We start from the raw sequence: 17,690 nt of genomic DNA, 5'->3' as shown, positions 1-17,690 counted from the left end.
CAATGCAGACTTCCTAGTTGGCAGCGAAGATTCGGTACAATCACCGCTTTACCACTGCACCGCTAGCTCAACATGATTTTCTCGATGCGTTATTGTTTGCTTCTGACGTCATTCGTTTTGACCACATCGATCGGTTTTGGTGCGTTCCCACTTCGCGATGCGGTCGAATGCCATCCTCGCGACGGACTGCCTCACTTCATCAACAAAGCTAACGCCGGTGAAACCGTGCGGGTCGCGTATCTTGGCGGTAGCATCACTGCCGCGCCGGGGTGGCGAATTCAGTCGCGTCAATGGCTACAGGAACAATACCCTGACGCTACATTCAACGAAATTCATGCGGCGATCGGCGGAACCGGTTCCGACCTTGGTGTGTTTCGATTGCAGCGTGACGTGTTGCAACATCATCCCGATTTACTGTTCGTCGAATTTGCGGTCAACGACGGTGGGGCGCCACCAGAGAGAATCCATCAAGCGATGGAAGGAATCGTACGCCAGACTTGGAAGTTCGATCCGTCCATTGATATCTGTTTTGTTTACACGTTGACCGAAGCGATGTTGCCGGATCTTCAATCAGGGAAGATGCCTCGCGCGGCGAGCGCAATGGAAGAACTAGCGGATCGATATGGAATCCCCTCGATTCACTTCGGAGTCGAAGTTGCCCGCTTGGAAAGTGTGGGAGAGTTGGTTTTCAAATCTACCAAGCGAACTGACATGAACGCCAAGCCAATGGTTTTTTCGTCCGACGGTGTGCATCCCCACGTCGAAACGGGACATCGAATCTATACCCAAACCATCGCACGTTCCTGGCCAGCGATATCCGCGGCAAGTGGTGAACCTCGTGAACACCAACTTGGCCCACCACTTCGCGAAGACAATTGGGAGCAAGCCAAGATGGTCGCGATTCGTCCGGACATGTTGAAAGGCAACTGGAGAAAACTTCCCGGTGATCATGTCCTAGCCAAACGATTCCGACGCAACATGCCGGTGATCTACCAAGCGGTAGAATCGGGAGCCAGCTTGGAATTTTCGTTCGCGGGGACCTCGGCAGGAGTCTTCGATGTATTGGGGCCTGACGGGGGACAAGTCACGGTAAATCTTGATGACCGTGACACCGTCGATCGGAATCGGATCGACGGCTACTGTACTTATCACCGCATGGCAACCTTGCGTATTGGAAACGCTTTAATGCCGGGCACGCATGTGGTCAAAATTGAGTTAGCGCCCACGCAACTCGACAAACGAGAGGTCTTGTTCGAACGAAACCGAGATGACTTCGATTCCAAGCCGGAAAAATACGATGCGCATACCTGGTATGCGTCGTCGTTGATGTTGATCGGCGATTTGATCGAGCAATGACGTTGTCAGTCTCTGTTACGACACCAACCGCTTCCACTTCATCCGCCCGTGTCATTGATTGGTTGGGGTGTAGCATGCTCTTCGCCGGCATGTTCCTACACTGCCCGATCGTTCGGTCCGATGATCGGGGTTTGAGCAGTGACTTAGTGACACCGGAAATGTCCGACGGTTCACCGAAGTCCGGGCGGCGAGTTCGTGTGGCATCCCCCGAGTACGTGGGCACCGATGTCTATCATGCGCTCTACTTGCCACAAAACTGGGAGCCCCGCGGACGCTATCCGGTGATTGTCGAATACACCGGAAATAAGCACCCCGTGTCCGGCTCCAGCGGTGAAGTCAAGGATGCCAATCTCGGCTACGGTATCAGCGGCGGACGCGACTACATCTGGGTGTCGATGCCCTACATCGAACAAGATGGTAAAAGGAACGCGACGACTTGGTGGGGTGACAAAGAACGCACGATCGAGTATTGCAAAGTGAACGTTCCTCGCATCTGTCGGCAGTACGGCGGAGATCCGGACAACGTCTTTCTTTGTGGGTTTTCACGTGGAGCGATCGCGATTAGCTACATCGGCTTAGCCGACGATCAGATCGCGTCGCTCTGGAAAGGCTTTTTTGCTCACGACCATTTCGATGGCCAACGGATGTGGGCTTACCCGGACAGCGATCGCGGATCAGCACTTCGGCGACTCGCTCGATTACGAGGACGTCCGGTATTGGTCAGCGGATCGGGAAATGACTTCCTACGCGATCACGAGTCGCTAGCTGATTTCACGTTCCTTCCGGTTCCCGTGGTGGAAATATTTGATGTGCCCGAAGGCAAGGTTGTCCACCCGCATACCGATCTTTGGATGCACCGCGATAGCCAGTACCGGACAGCGGCACGACACTGGCTCGAACAACAGCATCAAACCAGTCGCTAACAAGCGAAACGCGACCGGGTACCCCTCCCAGCCTGTTTTCGTTACCGGGCCAGTTTGTCTTCGAATTCCAACTTCGACGAAGAATTCAGTAGCACGTACTCGAATTTTTTGACCGCTTCAAATTTCGAAAGTCGCATGTACCGCGCGTATGCGTCAAAGTCACCGCATGTGGCGAGGTGGTCGAGATCAATCGGTCGTCCTGTATCAAACTGATCGACGCATTCTTTCATGATTTCCGGGTCTAGTGAGGCTAGGAATTGATCCAATAGTGCCCCGTCTCGCGCATCGACGATGTCCATGTGATATGTGTTGCCGCTTTTTGAATCCCCTTCCGACTGGGTCACCAACAGCACTACGCCAAAGGCCGAAGTGGCGAGCATTGTTAGAAGAGCGGTTACGGCACGCATGGGAACTTCCTTCGATCAACCTGAATCGCATTCGAATGAGAAAGAGTGATTGATTTAAGGCTAGGGCGCCCTTCCGCCGTGTCAAAGTTCGGGTGGCAAGAAACCCACACACCAGTGCATCGTTGGTGCGTACTCGCCGACCGAAGTGCCCAGAATGCTAATTTCGAAGAGTTTTCTCGGATAAACTTGAGGGGCGAGTTCCATCATTTCGCAGGTTGTTTCAGCCACCTTTGGCCGTCTTAACAACCAACCGATGGGTATCACAATGCTCCTTCGCCGTCCCTTGCTTCGCTTTATCTCGACGACGTTCCTCGCACTATTCGCCACCTCGGGATTCTTGTCGGCTCAATCACCGAGCGAATCAGACTCTCCAACGGGTCGCCCGGCGACTCTTTTTAACCAGCTCTGCGAACTGAATGAAAACTGGCGTGAGCGCGAAATAAGTTTTGGTGATGCGATATTCACCGCGAAGGTCGATGACGAAGTGAGATTGATCCAGACGCATCTTCGACTGGTGCACCGACAGCTATCAGACGCCAGCGTGGACCATCTGGATGATTCTCTTCGCATCCGGCGAGCTGCCTTGCTGGACACGCTGTACGCTTACATGGAAGAGGGACAGTTTCCGCAGAACGTGTTCGTCTCAGGTCGTCGCCCGGTTTTTATCGACCCATGGGGAGTCCACTGTGCGGTCGGGCATTTGATCGCCGCATCGGGGCATCCGCGATTGGCCAAACGAATCAATGACGAACATCAGCTTTGTTACCTACGTGACATCACGACGGCGGGTCTAGAAAACTGGCAACAACGATCGGGGTTTAGCTTTGAAGAACTGGCATTGATCCAGCCAAGCTATCACTTCCGGCTGAGAACCAGGCTGAATTATCCCGAGGACATCGAATCACTGATCTTGGGTGATTCAAGCAAACTGATTGCCGCGTTGGAAAACGGCGAACGTGATCTCGATGACCGCTGCGGCGGCAAAACGATTTTGCACTTCGCCGCGGCTGCCGGTGACCTGAAACTGGTCAAGTTGCTGTTTGAAAAAGGGGCCAACCTGAACGCGTTGTCACGATCGGGATTGGAGCATGCCGATACTGCGACCAAGCAAATGTACAGACAAATCAAAGTCCAATGGGGGCATCCGACAACGGCAATCGGGCCCAACAATACGGGATACGGGGTCACTGGCGCTGTCTTTAACTCCGTACATGGTCGATTCATCGCCGATGTCTTATCGGATGTTCGAGGCGGAGTCGCCGGGCTCAATGCGTTGGACTATGCGATGCGAGCCCCCGTTCCCAGTGGCCTACACTACCGGACGAACGGAAGCGTGATTGGAGTGGGCTTCGGCAAGCACCCGTCCCAACGAGTTGATCCGCTAAAAGATCTGAAACAAAATCGTGCCGCCGTCGCCGCATGGCTTCAATCGCAAGGCTTGACAAAGACTAAAGCAATTGATCATTGATTCTTGCTTTGGTAGCTCGTTTGAAGCAAGGTTGGCGTCAAGCGAAACGGATTGAGTTTATTTAATCCGCTGTCGTCACTTGCTAGGTTCCAACCGGTGGTCCTGGCAGGTTGAATGGTCGGGATCCGGTAACAACTCTTCCACATTTGGAAAGGTGTGGAAGGACGCGTAACCCCACGACATCTCGCTCAGGGTGTTGGCACAGTGCCTGCGATCGCTTGAAGCGCCTTCGATTGCAAGCTTTCAAGTCGACCATTGATATCGATTTGGCGATGGGCGATCTCTTGACTTGCTTTCCGATAGTTGATCAGAAAATCCAACCAGTCGAACCACGGCATGTTGGGCGTAAAATCCCGTCGCTCCTCGGCCAAGGCCAAGAACTTTTCCATGATGGAATCGCATTCGCTCAGCATCTTCATCGCTTGTTCGTGTTCGCCTTGGCGTTCATAGGCGAGCGCGATCAGGGGGGCCGAGATACCGCTTCCGCGCCAATCAAACGTCTCCATTTCAGCTTGCTTCAGACGTGTGATCGCTTGTGAATAGTTCTTTGCTTCTAAGTGAGCCCAACCGGCGAGATAGAGCTGTGCACCGAGTGGAGCGCCCATTTGACGACGACGCATCGCCGACCAATCCTGCGGATCTGGCATTCGATCCCAATCACCGTAGCCTCCCACTTTCAGTTTTGACTCTGCAAAGCTTGCTAGTTCGGCGGCGTCATCTCGGCTGATTTGATTGACCAGTCGTCCGCGGGCTTCGACGGAGAAACGATCTTCTTCGAGAGCTGACAATTTGTCGTAGATTTCGCCGTAAATTTCGCGCTCGCCGACAAACCACAGCAATTGTGGGACTCCCAAAAAATCGGGTTGGTTGGTGACACCGCCCAGTTCGACCGCCCGGATGAAGTCGTTTGCTGCGAGTTTCCAAAGACCGTGCCTAGCGTAGAATGATCCCCGTTCGGCCCAGGTTTGATAGAAGTGTGGTTGGGTTTCGATCGCTTCTCCATATACTGCAAACGCATCACCAAGCCGCCCCGCTTCGACATGGGCTCGGCCGATCGCCAGCAGCGAATTCGCTCGTTTGAGGCGATCGACGAACTCCTGCAAGTCCTGCCGAGCTTGAATCGCAAAACTTTCCGATCGGCGGGCTTTACCCAAGGCATCGGTCGCTCGATCACGCTGCTCGGTCGCCACCGAAGCTTGCCAAGCACTGACCGCCGTCCCGACCATCAAAGACAACGCGATCAGTGCCGTTGAGACAATGGTAACTTTGTTTCGTTTGGCAAACCGAGACAACCGATACGCGAGCGTTGGGGGCCGAGCTAGCACGGGATCCCCGGTCAAATAACGTGTCAAATCTTCGGCTAGTTCCGCGGCCGTTGCGTAACGGCGTTCACGGTTTTTCTCGAGTGCCTTCATTGCGATCCAGTCCAAGTCGCCTTGCAACATGCTTTCTAATCGCGTCGGATCGGTGTGACGCACCATCGATACCGTCGTTCGACGAGCTTGGTCAAGCGAACTCACACGCTTGCTCGGGCGTTCGGGTTCCTCTTCACGAATCATTCGCCGCAATTCATCAAACCCAGCGGTTTGCAGTCGCTCGCTGGAAAGCGGTGGGGATCCGGTGAGCAATTCGTACATCAAGACCCCCAACGCATAGATATCGCATCGGGTGTCGACGCCGGCGTTTGTCATCTCCGCCTGTTCGGGACTCATGTATGCAGGCGTACCGACCATCGCGGTGAAGCGTGTGTAAATCGTTTCAGAAGCGAGCCGCTGACCAATTGCTTTGGCGACGCCAAAGTCAATGACCTTGGGAAGTGGCTTTCCGTCCTGAAGTGTGACCAACACATTGTTAGGTTTAAGGTCGCGATGGATGATACCCTTTTGATGGGCATGCAGGACGGCATGACAGATCTTGATCAACAAATCCAGTCGATCATCCATCCCCAACCGATGGTTATCACAAAAGGTAGTGAGGGGAATGCCACGAACGAGTTCCATAACAAAGTATGGCTGTCCCGTATCGGTGGCCCCCGCATCAAACACTCGTGCGATGCTGGGATGATCCATCATGGCAAGTGCCTGACGTTCGGCTTCGAAGCGATTGAGGACCTCCTGCGATTCCATTCCAGGCTTCACTAACTTCAGTGCGACCCGGCGTTTGACCGGCTTGAGCTGATCGGCCACGAACACCAACCCGAACCCACCTTCCCCGATCAGTTCACGCAGTTTGTAGTTGCCAATGAGGGTGCCGGCATCGAAGTGTGATGAGAAATCATGGTGGAATGGCTGGTCAATGGTTTCATCGCCTTGTGTCGGGGAGCCAAACTCACCGACGATCGGTCGGTCGATACAGATAGATGCCCCTTCATGCCGATTCAACAAATCCGTGACGGAGTCATAAAGTGCATCGTCGTGATCACAAACACGCCGTAAGAACGCATCTCGCTGGGCCGGATGATCGATTTCGAGAGCTTCAAAAAAGATTGATTTTTCAGTTCGGTTTGACATCACGATCACTATTTATCAACGTCCATGGCTCGCGCTAGCCAGACTCGAGCGTAGGCCCAATGCCGCTTCACCGAACGAGGCGACATTGCCAGCACTTCGGCGGCTTCCTCGACCGAAAGGCCGGCGAAATAGCGCAGTTCCACCAACTTGGCAAGTTCTGGTTCGTCGACGGCAAGCTGAGTCAGTGCCGCATCAAGGTCGAGCAGTTCGTCCGCGTTCTCGACGTTGACAACCCCGTCGGATCGATCGATTTCGAATCGTTGGCGATCACCACCTCGTTTCAGTGTGTTTCGCCGTCGCGCGTGTTCGATCAAAATCCGGCGCATCGCCTCGGCCGCCGCGGCAAAGAAGTGTGACTTTCCGTCCCAACGAACGTGCTCGCGTCCGATCAGCCGCAAGTATGCTTCGTGCACCAATGCCGTCGGCTGCAGCGTCTGCGCCGCGTTCTCTCGCCTCATTCGTGACGAAGCGAGCCGACGTAGTTCTTCGTATACCAGCGGCAGTAATTCGCTTGCCGCCGCCGGGTCGCCATGTTCAAGGTTGCTGAGAATGCGTGAGATTTCAGAGTCCATTTCCGCATTTTAGGACGGACGAAACGCGTTTGCAGTCTTTTCGCGAAGATCGATCACCAGACTAAAAAACAGCGGCACGATCAACAGGGTGAAAAAGGTCGACGTCGTTAGGCCGCCGACCACGATCGCTCCAAGTCCGCGGTACAGTTCGCTGCCGGCCCCCGGTGCGATCACCAACGGCAACATGCCGAACACGCTGGTGCAAGTCGTCATGAAAATCGGTCTCGCCCGTGTCTGGACGGACATTGCGATGGCCTCTCGCGGACTCATCGGTTCTCTCTGACCGGCATCCACCTCATCACTTTCGCCCCGCATAAAATTCAACGCTTGATGCACGATCAATATCGCGTTGTTGACAACCACCCCAATCAGTATCACGAAACCGAGCATCGTCAGCACGTCCAACTGCTGCGTCGGATCAATCGAGTGAACGATCGCCAGACCGGCAAAACCACCGACGGTGGCTAACGGTACGGTCAATAGGATCACCAACGGGTAGATAAAGTTTTCGAAGAGTGCGGCTAGCAACAAATAAGTAATCAGCAGCGCGATAAAGAATCGACTGGTCACCACACTCAACAACGAATCGCGGTTCCAACCGTCCCAATTTCCCATCAGCAGTTTTCGCACATCGGACAAACGATCAGCGTTCCCGGATAACGAAACGAACATGTCGTTGCCAAGTTTTCCCGAAGTTCGAGCTTGGTCGACAATTTCCAAGATCCGCGTCTGAGCCTCTTCGAGCGCCACGTCCTTCGGAGGCGTGACGGTCAAAGCGATCGCCCGCTGTTGTTCGACTCGGCGTATTTCCTGTGAGGCTTCACTACGATTGAAGGTCACGATTTGACCAAACGGCACCGTCATTGGCGTTCCCACCGAATCGCGAACGGTCACAGGGACGTCCGCGATTTCCTCGGGAGTTAGCTCGATCGCCGGATCGCGAATCAAAATCAGATCGATGTTATCCCCTTCGAAATCAAAGTCACCGACGAACGCGCCATCGATGATTGATCGGGCCGCGGTCGATAGCTCGGTGGCATTGAGCCCCAACCGTTTCGCGACTTCCTCATTCACCTGGATTTGCAGCTCCGGGCCAGCTTCGTTGAAGTTTCCCGGGGACGTTCGCACGGAAAAACGCGAAAACTCTCGCTGTAGTTCCGACTCTAGGTGGCTACATGCCTCTTTTAGTCGCTTCATTTCGTTGCCGCGAACTTCAATGTCAACGGCGTTTGAACTACCCGACCCTCGGCCAAAAATCGATGCTTGTGAAGTCACACCCTTGCTAGCCGGCACGACGCCGAAGGCGCGATTGAAGACAGCCGCGATCGGTTCGACGTTTTCCGGATCGTCGCTGATGCCGATCATGAACACGCTGCCCCGGGCGACGACGAAGAAAAATTCTTTGAGCGCCGGAATGTCCGTGTAGATTTTGCCTGATCGTTGATCCGTGATCGGCCCATGCGACGACGCTTCTTCGCTGGTCGTCGCATTCCAAAACGGTCGTAACTCTTGCTCAATCCGCTGGCCGACGGAATAGTTTTCCATGACGGAATATCCCGCCGGAGTCGACATTCTGCAGAACGTGAAGTTCTTGTTGCCGTTGGGCAGATAACTTGCCGGCGGCATCCACCACAGACTAAGCAATACCGACAGAGCCATCGTCGACGAGATTAGCAGTAGCCGTAGCCATGCACTCGACAAGCTTCGGAACGTTAGCAGATGAATCAATCCAGCCCATCGATCGGTCAGCCACGCAAACACGGATGCCAATCCAAATAGGTTATGAATTCCAAATGTCCCGTGGATGATTCGACCGCTCGTTGTTGGCGTGGCTAGGTCGTCGTTATTGGTGACCGGACGAAGAATCAACGACGCCGCCATCGGGATAGCGGTGATCGAGACGATCAACGAAAACCCGACTGCGGCGCAGATGGCGAGTACTAGATCGTAGAACAGTTGTCCTGCTTCATCTTGGATCGTTAGCACAGGCGCGAACACCGCGATCGTTGTCAAAGTCGATGCTAGGATCGCCCCCCAAACTTCGCGGGCGCCGCGCAGTGTCGCCGTTCGAACGTCCAAGCCGGACTTTAGATATCGATCGATGTTTTCCAAAACCACGATGGCATTGTCGACGACCATCCCAACGGCGAAGCTCAGGCCCGCCAGTGAAATCACATTCAGATTACGACCGGTCAGCCAGAGAACAACAAAGGTTCCGATCACCGAAATGGGGATCGCGAGTGAAACGATCATCGTCGATCGAATACTGCGCAGAAACAGCAACAACACTGCGATCGCCAACCCGCCACCGATAAACAAGTTGTCTCGGACCAAACTGATTGCGCTATGGATGTAGTGTGAATCATCAAACGCGTTGCGAAGTCGTAAACCGTAGCGATCATTTTTAAAGGACCGCAAGACACCGCCCTCGGCATTCATTTCATTGACCACTCGATTGACATCTTCGATGATGTCGAGCACGTTACTTCCGGTTTTACGTTTGACAAAAATCGTCATCGACGTCTTGCCTTTGCATTGGTCAAAGTGAACTGTCTTTTCCAGTACTAAATTGACCCTGGCGACGTCGGCAACGCGAATCGGGCTCCCGGCGTCGTCATACTTGATCACCGTTTCGCGTAGACGTGTCAACGAATCGAACTGTTCGACGACGCGGAAACGGACATCTTGTCGGCCGCCGGCCATGTCACCGGCCGAAACGTTGATGTTATCTTGGCGAAGCGCCGCAGCGACGTCGGAAATCGCGAGGTCACGTCGGGCGAGTTCTTTCGGATCGAAACGGACTTGAACCTGATGCTCGCGACCGCCTTTGATGTCGATTTCGGCGACCCCGTCGATCCGTTCCAAGCTGGGCTTCAAAAAACGATCGGCGTAGTCGTAGAACGTTGCGACCTGAAACTCAGGATCGTCAGCTTGAAGCAGAAGGTAGGCGATTGCGTTGTCACTGGCGGTGTCGGCCATGTCGATGACCGGACGATCCGCGTCCTCAGGATACTCGGATACTTCGTCAAGTTTGTTGGCGACATCTTGAAGCACACGATCGGAGGCGGCACCGACGTTGAACTCCAGGGTAATCGTTGAACTGCCCAAGCTTGCCAGTGAAGTCATCTTCCAAAGGCCTTGAACGGATTTCAGCTTTTCCTCTTGTTCAATGATGATCGACCGTTCGATCTCTTCGGGGCTCCGCCCGGGCCAATTCGTTCGAACAGTGATCACCGGTCGATCAACGTCGGGGGTGAGTTGGACAGGGATCGCGCTCAATGCGAGTGCCCCGAAGAGCAAGACCATCAAGATTCCGACCGCTGTTTTGACAGGGTTGTCGATTGCGAAGCGTATGGGATCCATGGCGATAACTTATTCCGATAGCACCGAAGGTGTGTTCCGTTGCACGATGAGTGAGCTATTTGGGGCGGCGGGTCGGTTCAGTCCAGCTTCTGCTGGCCATCGGCATACGATCCCGGCACCGGCACAAGCGGCTGCGAGTCCAAATCGACTCGAACCGGAATGCCGGGAACCAAGCGTTCTAGTCCTTCGGTGACCACACGCGTTCCGGGACGGAGTGCCGATTCATCGGCCGCTCGAACACTCCTGATCGCGTAGTGCTCCGTCGAATGCGAAAGAATCTTGACGGGCACCGGCCGTGTTGTCAGTGGTTTGTGGAGCGCCGATTGCTTGGAAGATCGCTCCATCGCTCGGGTATCAACCTCGACCACCCAAACCACTGACTCATCTGGTTTCGTGAGTACGGCATCACGAGGCACCAATAACTCGGTAGAAGCCTTCCCGGTCGGCACGTCAACGCTGACTCCCATTCCAGGCTTCAAGAATCCGTCTTGATCATGCAATGCGATGCGAACGGGGAACGTTCGACTACCGAGTGAACCTTGCGAGTTGATTGCGATCACTTCGCCGTTCAATTCAAGGTCGGAATGATCGACCCGCACCGAGACCAAATCGCCATCCCTTAGCAGCCCAATGTTCTGCTGTGGGACCATCGTTCTCGCATCGATCCGACCGGTGGAGACGATATCGACAATCGGAGCGCCGACGGCGATGTACTCACCCACTTCGGTGTGTTTGGTGATGACTTTGCCACTGAATGGCGCCAGGATTTCCAAACGTTGCTGACGCTCGCGGACTTCACCTAAGCTTGCGGTAAGTTCGTCGATACTGGCAACGGTTTGTTCGACGACCGCCGATTTTGCATCGACTTCACTGGTCGAAGCGGCTTGCTGGGCAAGCAGTTGTTTCAATCGCGACGCCTCAGCTTTTTCAAATCGCAACGTCGCTTTGGCTTGCGCGATTTGTGCGGTGATCTTCTTTTCTTGGAGATCTTCCCAAGTCCCGTCGATTCGAGCCAGAACAGTTTTCCCGCCAATGACCGTCGAGCCTTCGTCCACGAATACTTCCGCCACTCGGCCGGGGACTTCACTGGCAACCGACGCGGTGCGGACCGCGATCAGGTCACCGAGAAGGGTACGAATCGGTGAAATCTGATCGCGTTTAATCTCACCAACCCGGATCAACATCGCTTGAGTCGGTGGGGGGCCCTTTTTGCCTGGCCCAGCAGATCCGCCGGTCGTGACTTCGGCACCATCGCTACGTCCCCAGGCCCAGTAACCGATCGCGACGCCGATTAACAGCGTCGTGACTGCGGTTGATAACGCAAAAACCACCTGATTTTCGGCGGGAGTGGCGACCTTTTTGAGGCGTCGAAGCATATCAGCAAGCGTGTTGAGAGCCAGTTTTTTTGTGCGGTCTGGCAATGCGTCAACGCCGAACAGGCGGGGCCAATAATTCTCAACTTTGGCAAATCTTTTCCATCGGACTTCGCAAACGCGAATTTTAGATCGCAGTCATCGGTGCCGGCCTGCCATAAAAATAACCTTGGCCGAGTTCGATCCCCAATTCACAACAACAGTGATGTTCGCCTTCCGTCTCGACACCTTCGGCGAGCGTCGTTGAGCCGGCATCGCGGGCAAGTTTGACGAGTGACCGAAGCAGGTCAATGCGCGTCGATGGCGCCGAATCGATACTGCGGATTAGCCCCATGTCAAACTTCAACACGTCCGGCGGAACCTCGGCGAGTTCCAGCAATCGACCTTGCCCGGCACCGAAATCATCGTAAGACAGCTTCATGTCCAGTTCTCGTAATACGGCACGAAATCTCCGCATCGAATTCGGATCGGTAATCGAGGACTCATGAATCTCGATGGTCATTGAAGCGTCTGGGAACTCGGCTCGTAAATCCCGCAATGATTGAATCAGCCGATCGGTAATCACTTCACTCGGATGCGTGTTTAAGAACAATTCTGTCGATCCGAGCGACGAATCAGCGGCGATCCGCAAGCCCTCTTCCCGCATCAATTCACTGAGCGCGCACTGCTGCCCAAGACGTTCGGCGGCACCAAACATGAGTGCCGGATTCGAGAGGTTCTCTAAGTCGCTACGGGCGAGGACCTCAAATGCAATCGTCGCCTGGTCCTTCAGGGTCACGATGGGCTGATAAAATGGAACGACCGCGCGATCGGTCATCAGCCGATCGAATAGCAACAACGTCTGCGCCCACGGAACGATTCCTTCTTCCATGGTGCCATCGGCAACCGAGTCACCACGTCGGCCTACTTTGAACAACGCATTGGCGAATTGGATCAGGTCTCCGGCAACGACGGTCGAACAGTCGATCCGATGACCGTTCAAATACGTGCCGTTGGTGCTCCCCAGATCTTTAACCAGCATCTCTCCTTCGAGAAAAGAAATCTGAGCGTGCCGTTTAGAGATCCCTTTGGCCGCGACGGTCAAATCAGCTTCCCCGGATCGCCCGATCACTACCGTACGATTGGGAAGGTCAAACGTTCGTTGCTGGTGGTCACCCTGGCCAAATTCGGTCAATGTCCAGCGGTGGTTGGTCGATAGTGGAATCGACAAAGCTTCGTTTGAAACGGATTGGTTAGACACCGACATGGCGAGATACCTCAGTTGGAAATCGTTGTACCAACCGGTTTTTGCCGCCGGAAAGATCAACGGAATGATGTCGTGGGGACGTCGTCGCTGACGCGATTCGTTCTTGAACGGCAGGATCGGTGAAGACACTGTCGGTCAACGAAATGCCATCGGCGAATTCGTTTGCTAACGCGAGCACCTGACGCGCAGTGGTTCCGAAATAATCAAGACGTCCGTTCTGCGTCGTCACTAGCAACGTCCCTCGATGAATCGCCCGACTGAACGTGATCGCTGAAAGGTCCTCGCGTTTTTCCAACCGTTGCCCGATCGTGATTGCGGTGGACAACGCACGCGCAGGATCCCGGAAAGATGCCAGGACCGTTTCGCCTAATGACTTGATTGTCGCGCCGTCATGGCAGGCAACACTTTCTTCGATCAGCCCGATCGCTTGCTGAATGATCGCGTACGCTTGGGCATCACCCTTCGATTCGTAAAGTGATTCGCCGCCACCGATACGAATCGCGAGTAGGGTCAAATCGTCCGACGTGATTGCCCCGTCACGGCTGAGCACTTGGTCGGGAAATAGCTCACGAAAACGAGGCAGTGCCGATGCGACCGCGGCTGTCAACACATTGGACCGACGGATCGTCCGCTCTACGCGAACAAGTTCTTGATGATCGAGATCGTTTTGAAAGATCAAGTTCGCATTTCCAGACCGGACCAACGGCAATGGCCTTGGGCCACCGAGCTTGCTGAACCAAATCTCCACGCTACTCGATGCCGATCGTGTTTGCACTTGTAAGTTCTGTACGTTCCCGACTCCCGACCGACGTATCAGGTAGTCTCCCTTGGTCAGTGGAACATTGATCTCCAATCGTTCGCCCGGTTTTAGACGCGACTGCGCGACGACATGCGGTGAATGTTCGGGACCTCCGACGCAGTACTGACCTTGGTCCACTTGACGGATTTCCGCATGAGCCTGAAAGACCAATTCGATCGCTGAGGAAATGTCCGACTGGAACTCGGCGTCACAAGCCTCGCAGTGCGTGTGACGCTCGATTTCGGTAAGAATACTTGCTTGCGATGCGGGGGCCCGGCAACTCGGGCAAAGAATGTCCCAACGGAGTTGCATCACCCCACAGTGGGCCGCGACCAAGCAAGCGTCTGCCACCGCTTCACCAGAAAGGCCCAATCGGTCGGCAAGCTCGATGGGGCGAATTTGTGCGAGAGATTGTGGTGACGCATCGCGAATATAGGCGACCAGTGGTGTGGCAATCTCGACCGGAACACCCATTTCAATCATTTGATCGAGCCGCCGATCGAGACGACGGCGGGCTGTTTGTTTCAAGGATTCGGATTTTTCGAACGGGTCAAACAGCGGATTCGTTTTCTCTTTCTGAAGTGAGCGATCGATCCGTCGGTAAATCCGATCGAGCGCGCGACCGCCTTTCCATCCTGCTTCAATCGTCGCGACGCAGCGGCCTAGAAAGTTGCGTGGTGCAATGCGAACCGTATGAGTCAAACGCGTACCGCCGCAGGGAAGCGTTTGCAATTCGACAAGACTCAGGAACCACCGAAACGGTCCTGATTGAAATTCACGGAGAATCCCCATTCGTCGACCTTCAATCCATTCAAACGGATGTTCTTCCCATTCGATCCGCATTCCGGCGAGTTTAAAACTTCCAAATTTTCTTAGCCCGTGGTGAGGATCTTTCTCGGTTCGATAGTCAACCGACTGTAAACCGGCGGCACGGTTCAAGCGATCGGTGTTTGACACATGTGGCCAAAGCTGACGAGAAGAACTTTGCAAATCCCACTCAAACGTTCGCTCCCACAGTGGGCCATCGGGTGCCTCAGGTAAATGTGGGTGTTGTTGGAAATCATTGATCTGCCCACGGAGAAGACGGTCAATTTCGTGAACCAATTGACCGGCATCGGCTGGGCGATCGGCAGGAGCCTTCGCCAGCATTCGACTGAGTAGTGCCGCGGTCGATTCGGACACCGATTGATTGCGTTTACGAATATCCGCTGGACTATCAAAACAGTGCTTCGCCGCCAAGTTCATCGGATCATCGGATTGAAACGGCGGTTCACCGGCAAGCATCGCATAGAGCGTGATTCCGATGGCATAGATGTCAGCTGCCGGCGTAACCGTGCCTTCACCTTTGAATTGTTCCGGCGCCATGTAAGTGGGCGTTCCCAACAACGCTCCTGCTTTTGTGACTTCCATCGAAGCGGTTTGTTGCATCGCCCTTGCGATTCCAAAATCAGTCAACTTCAGCTCAAACGCATGAGGCGTTAACTGCGTCGCATCTTCCGAAGCGAGAAGGATGTTTTCGGGTTTGATGTCTCGATGAACAATTTCGAGTTGGTGGGCCTCGACCAGTGCCCGCGCAAGATCGGCAACGAGATGTAACGCAGTCGCTTCGTCCATCGGCCCGAGCGTTTTCATCCAGCGTTTCAAGTCCATCCCGTCGACAAACTCGAGGGCAAGGTAATGCACCCCACGATCGACACCTGAATCGAACAACCGTGTGACGAAGGGATTGTTCAAGCCGGCAAGAAGACGAGCTTCCTTTTTAAACCGTCGCACCGCTTGAGCGATATCACCACCGGTCGGGCGCAGCAGCTTAATGGCTACGTCGGTTTGGTTGATCGAATCGGTTGCCCGATAAACCATTCCCATCCCACCTTCCCCAAGCAGAGCGTCGAGACGGTAATGGGCAACCGTGTCGCCAATACCGGGAAGCGAAATGGTTGGCCGCGTCTGAACGCGCGAACCGACTTCAACGATTCCGGTTTGGTCTTCGTTGATTTCGGTGGGATCGTCTCCCGAGTCGACGAAAATTTCACATGTAGAATCCTCTATGCTTTCCTCTGGTCGCTCTTCCTCAGGCTCCCCGAACCTAACCGTGAATATCGCCGGATCATCTTCGGTTGCAGGATTCGGTCCCGTTTCGACCACATTGGTCAACAGCGTGGACCAGCGATCAAGCAATTCGATCGGTGCCTGCGAACTAACTTCTGCACGCATTAGGCTACGAAACTGCCCACGTCGCTGTCCGTCGCCAAGGATGGACTTATCGTCAAGAACAGGACACAGCAAGTCACGCAACAACGCCGTGGTCGCAATCGCATCGGTCTGGGCTGAAAACGAAGCGTCTTCGGATTCCGCCGAATAAAAACGGGCGAAGTAATCGATCAAGACAATTCCTTGATCATTGCGAACGATGTTTTCCATCGAAATCGCGCCGTGGATAAGACCGCCTAGTAAAGCTCTCTCAACGGAACCGATGATCTGAGCGGCGCACGCCAAACGCTCTCGGTTTGACAACTGATCGACGAACGCTGACAACGAGACATTCGCGAGGCTGATCAGCTTGGGGGGTGTCTGATCTAAATCGACCGAGACCAACGGGCGGGACGCGACGCCGGCGATCAGTTGTGTTAATCGCTGTTGTTCGCGAAGTTTGGCTTGCCAAGTAGATTGCACGCCCCAAGGGACCAAGCGAATTTCATAGTCAACATCGGTGGCCCGATCCCTTGCCCAGAACGCGTTGCAATGAACGTCATTTGGCAACGGACGCCAATCGGTCAAGACCAACATCGATGGCGGCATCGACCGGGCTGGATCGTCTGACGGATGGGCTCCAGCGGAAGACGCATCAAAGGTGACGGATCCCGTTGGCAATGCCGGGAGAGGTGGCACGACGACCGAGGGGATGTTTGGCACTTTTGAGCTCCGGAGGGCTGGGCGGCTGCCACTCCCAAATCCTCTGTTCTTCGCAGAAGCAGTCAGTATCGCAGAATCGTTTTATGGGAGAGAACGCCGAACCTGTATTGATCTTGAGTCAGGCCGCGCGATCTTGACTTCGCGCTTCGAGTTTGACGCCATCCATGTCCATTGACGTACCTTCGCGAAACTGGGTCGCCTAGTCACATCGCGCCGCAGTCGCCAGGATGTTGGGCGACGGATCCACTGATAACGCCTATGCGGATATCAACGGCATAAGTCGTGGTCGGCATTCTCTTGGCGAGGGCTCGATGACACTTGCTTTCGGATTCTCGCACGCGTGAACATTCTTGGCACGAGACCTGCGCCAGCGTTGCTCGTCGTCTTAACAGGAGTCAGATTGTTGTGGCGGAAAAGTGTCCGGAAATCAAAACTGGAATTACCTTCGCCAAAAACGCCGATACCTCCACGAATGAGCTTCAAACGGCTCTAGATAACCCTGCAACCAGAAAATGGTTGATCGCGATCTAGCCCAAGTACCTCTAAGCGTTCGTTCCGGTAGTATCAACCGAGTGAAAGTGGGACCTGGTGGATTGCGGAACATCGCGATGAGGGCGGTCGCTTTGGGGTGACCGCGGGCGCATAAAAAAAGCCCTTTGGTTTGAGAACCAAAGGGCTTTTAAAAAAATGGCGAGACCTACTTTCACGCTGGTGGGCACTATCATCGGCTCGGAAAGCTTAACTGCTGTGTTCGGGATGG

General features: G+C 54.4%; 10 protein-coding genes. 3 read left to right on the top strand and 7 right to left on the bottom strand.

Annotated features, from left to right (window positions below; translation table 11 throughout):
* Positions 1-84 precede the first annotated feature (84 nt).
* Together FYC48_RS00050 and FYC48_RS00045 are read left to right on the top strand one after the other, a co-directional pair.
* Positions 85-1,356 (top strand): SGNH/GDSL hydrolase family protein, encoded by a 1,272-nt coding sequence (locus tag FYC48_RS00050; protein ID WP_235034002.1) that lies wholly within the window; start codon positions 85-87, stop codon positions 1,354-1,356.
* Complete coding sequence (locus tag FYC48_RS00045) at positions 1,353-2,279, top strand: hypothetical protein (protein WP_149494677.1); 927 nt, start codon at positions 1,353-1,355, stop codon at positions 2,277-2,279. Before FYC48_RS00050 ends, FYC48_RS00045 begins: the two co-directional genes overlap by 4 nt.
* Positions 2,280-2,320: 41 nt before the next feature.
* Here the strand turns inward: FYC48_RS00045 and FYC48_RS00040 are convergent, their stop codons facing one another.
* On the bottom strand, positions 2,321-2,686 hold the full coding sequence (locus FYC48_RS00040) for a hypothetical protein (protein WP_149494676.1): 366 nt from the start codon (positions 2,684-2,686) through the stop codon (positions 2,321-2,323).
* 265 nt (positions 2,687-2,951) lie between these two features.
* On the opposite strand from FYC48_RS00040, the gene FYC48_RS00035 reads away from it, so the two are divergent.
* Positions 2,952-4,154, top strand: coding sequence for an ankyrin repeat domain-containing protein (locus tag FYC48_RS00035; RefSeq protein WP_149494675.1), 1,203 nt, complete (start codon positions 2,952-2,954; stop codon positions 4,152-4,154).
* 188 nt (positions 4,155-4,342) lie between these two features.
* On the opposite strand, the gene FYC48_RS00030 is transcribed toward FYC48_RS00035, so the two are convergent.
* The 6 genes from FYC48_RS00030 to FYC48_RS00005 form a co-directional block, all read right to left on the bottom strand.
* On the bottom strand, positions 4,343-6,664 hold the full coding sequence (locus tag FYC48_RS00030) for a serine/threonine-protein kinase (protein WP_149494674.1): 2,322 nt from the start codon (positions 6,662-6,664) through the stop codon (positions 4,343-4,345).
* A gap of 8 nt (positions 6,665-6,672) precedes the next feature.
* Positions 6,673-7,236: a sigma-70 family RNA polymerase sigma factor gene (locus FYC48_RS00025; protein ID WP_149494673.1), complete on the bottom strand. Its 564-nt coding sequence runs from the start codon at positions 7,234-7,236 to the stop codon at positions 6,673-6,675.
* Positions 7,237-7,245: 9 nt separating this feature from the next.
* A complete protein-coding gene (locus FYC48_RS00020; protein ID WP_149494672.1) occupies positions 7,246-10,599 on the bottom strand; it encodes an efflux RND transporter permease subunit in 3,354 nt (1,117 codons plus the stop codon).
* Between the two features lie 77 nt (positions 10,600-10,676).
* Positions 10,677-11,975, bottom strand: coding sequence for an efflux RND transporter periplasmic adaptor subunit (locus tag FYC48_RS00015; RefSeq protein ID WP_149494671.1), 1,299 nt, complete (start codon positions 11,973-11,975; stop codon positions 10,677-10,679).
* Positions 11,976-12,099: 124 nt separating this feature from the next.
* Positions 12,100-13,218 carry an EAL domain-containing protein gene (locus tag FYC48_RS00010; protein ID WP_149494670.1) on the bottom strand — a complete coding sequence of 373 codons (1,119 nt, stop codon included), beginning with the start codon at positions 13,216-13,218 and terminating at the stop codon, positions 12,100-12,102.
* The gene (locus FYC48_RS00005) at positions 13,205-16,930 is read right to left on the bottom strand and encodes a protein kinase domain-containing protein (RefSeq protein WP_149494669.1); all 3,726 of its coding nucleotides are present in this window, start codon (positions 16,928-16,930) and stop codon (positions 13,205-13,207) included. The genes FYC48_RS00010 and FYC48_RS00005 overlap by 14 nt, the downstream gene beginning before the upstream one ends.
* Positions 16,931-17,690: the final 760 nt, after the last annotated feature.

Origin of the sequence: Roseiconus lacunae (assembly GCF_008312935.1) — a bacterium.
GTDB classification, from domain to species: Bacteria; Planctomycetota; Planctomycetia; order Pirellulales; family Pirellulaceae; genus Stieleria; species Stieleria lacunae.
This window is presented reverse-complemented; position numbering and strand designations above follow the sequence as displayed.

Bases quoted from the DNA above. Each gene is read 5' to 3' on its own strand.
- FYC48_RS00050 (WP_235034002.1), top strand. From the start codon at position 85: ATGCGTTATTGTTTGCTTCTGACGTCATTCGTTTTGACCACATCGATC.
- FYC48_RS00045 (WP_149494677.1), top strand. From the start codon at position 1,353: ATGACGTTGTCAGTCTCTGTTACGACACCAACCGCTTCCACTTCATCC.
- FYC48_RS00040 (WP_149494676.1), bottom strand. From the start codon at position 2,686: ATGCGTGCCGTAACCGCTCTTCTAACAATGCTCGCCACTTCGGCCTTT.
- FYC48_RS00035 (WP_149494675.1), top strand. From the start codon at position 2,952: ATGCTCCTTCGCCGTCCCTTGCTTCGCTTTATCTCGACGACGTTCCTC.
- FYC48_RS00030 (WP_149494674.1), bottom strand. From the start codon at position 6,664: ATGTCAAACCGAACTGAAAAATCAATCTTTTTTGAAGCTCTCGAAATC.
- FYC48_RS00025 (WP_149494673.1), bottom strand. From the start codon at position 7,236: ATGGACTCTGAAATCTCACGCATTCTCAGCAACCTTGAACATGGCGAC.
- FYC48_RS00020 (WP_149494672.1), bottom strand. From the start codon at position 10,599: ATGGATCCCATACGCTTCGCAATCGACAACCCTGTCAAAACAGCGGTC.
- FYC48_RS00015 (WP_149494671.1), bottom strand. From the start codon at position 11,975: ATGCTTCGACGCCTCAAAAAGGTCGCCACTCCCGCCGAAAATCAGGTG.
- FYC48_RS00010 (WP_149494670.1), bottom strand. From the start codon at position 13,218: ATGTCGGTGTCTAACCAATCCGTTTCAAACGAAGCTTTGTCGATTCCA.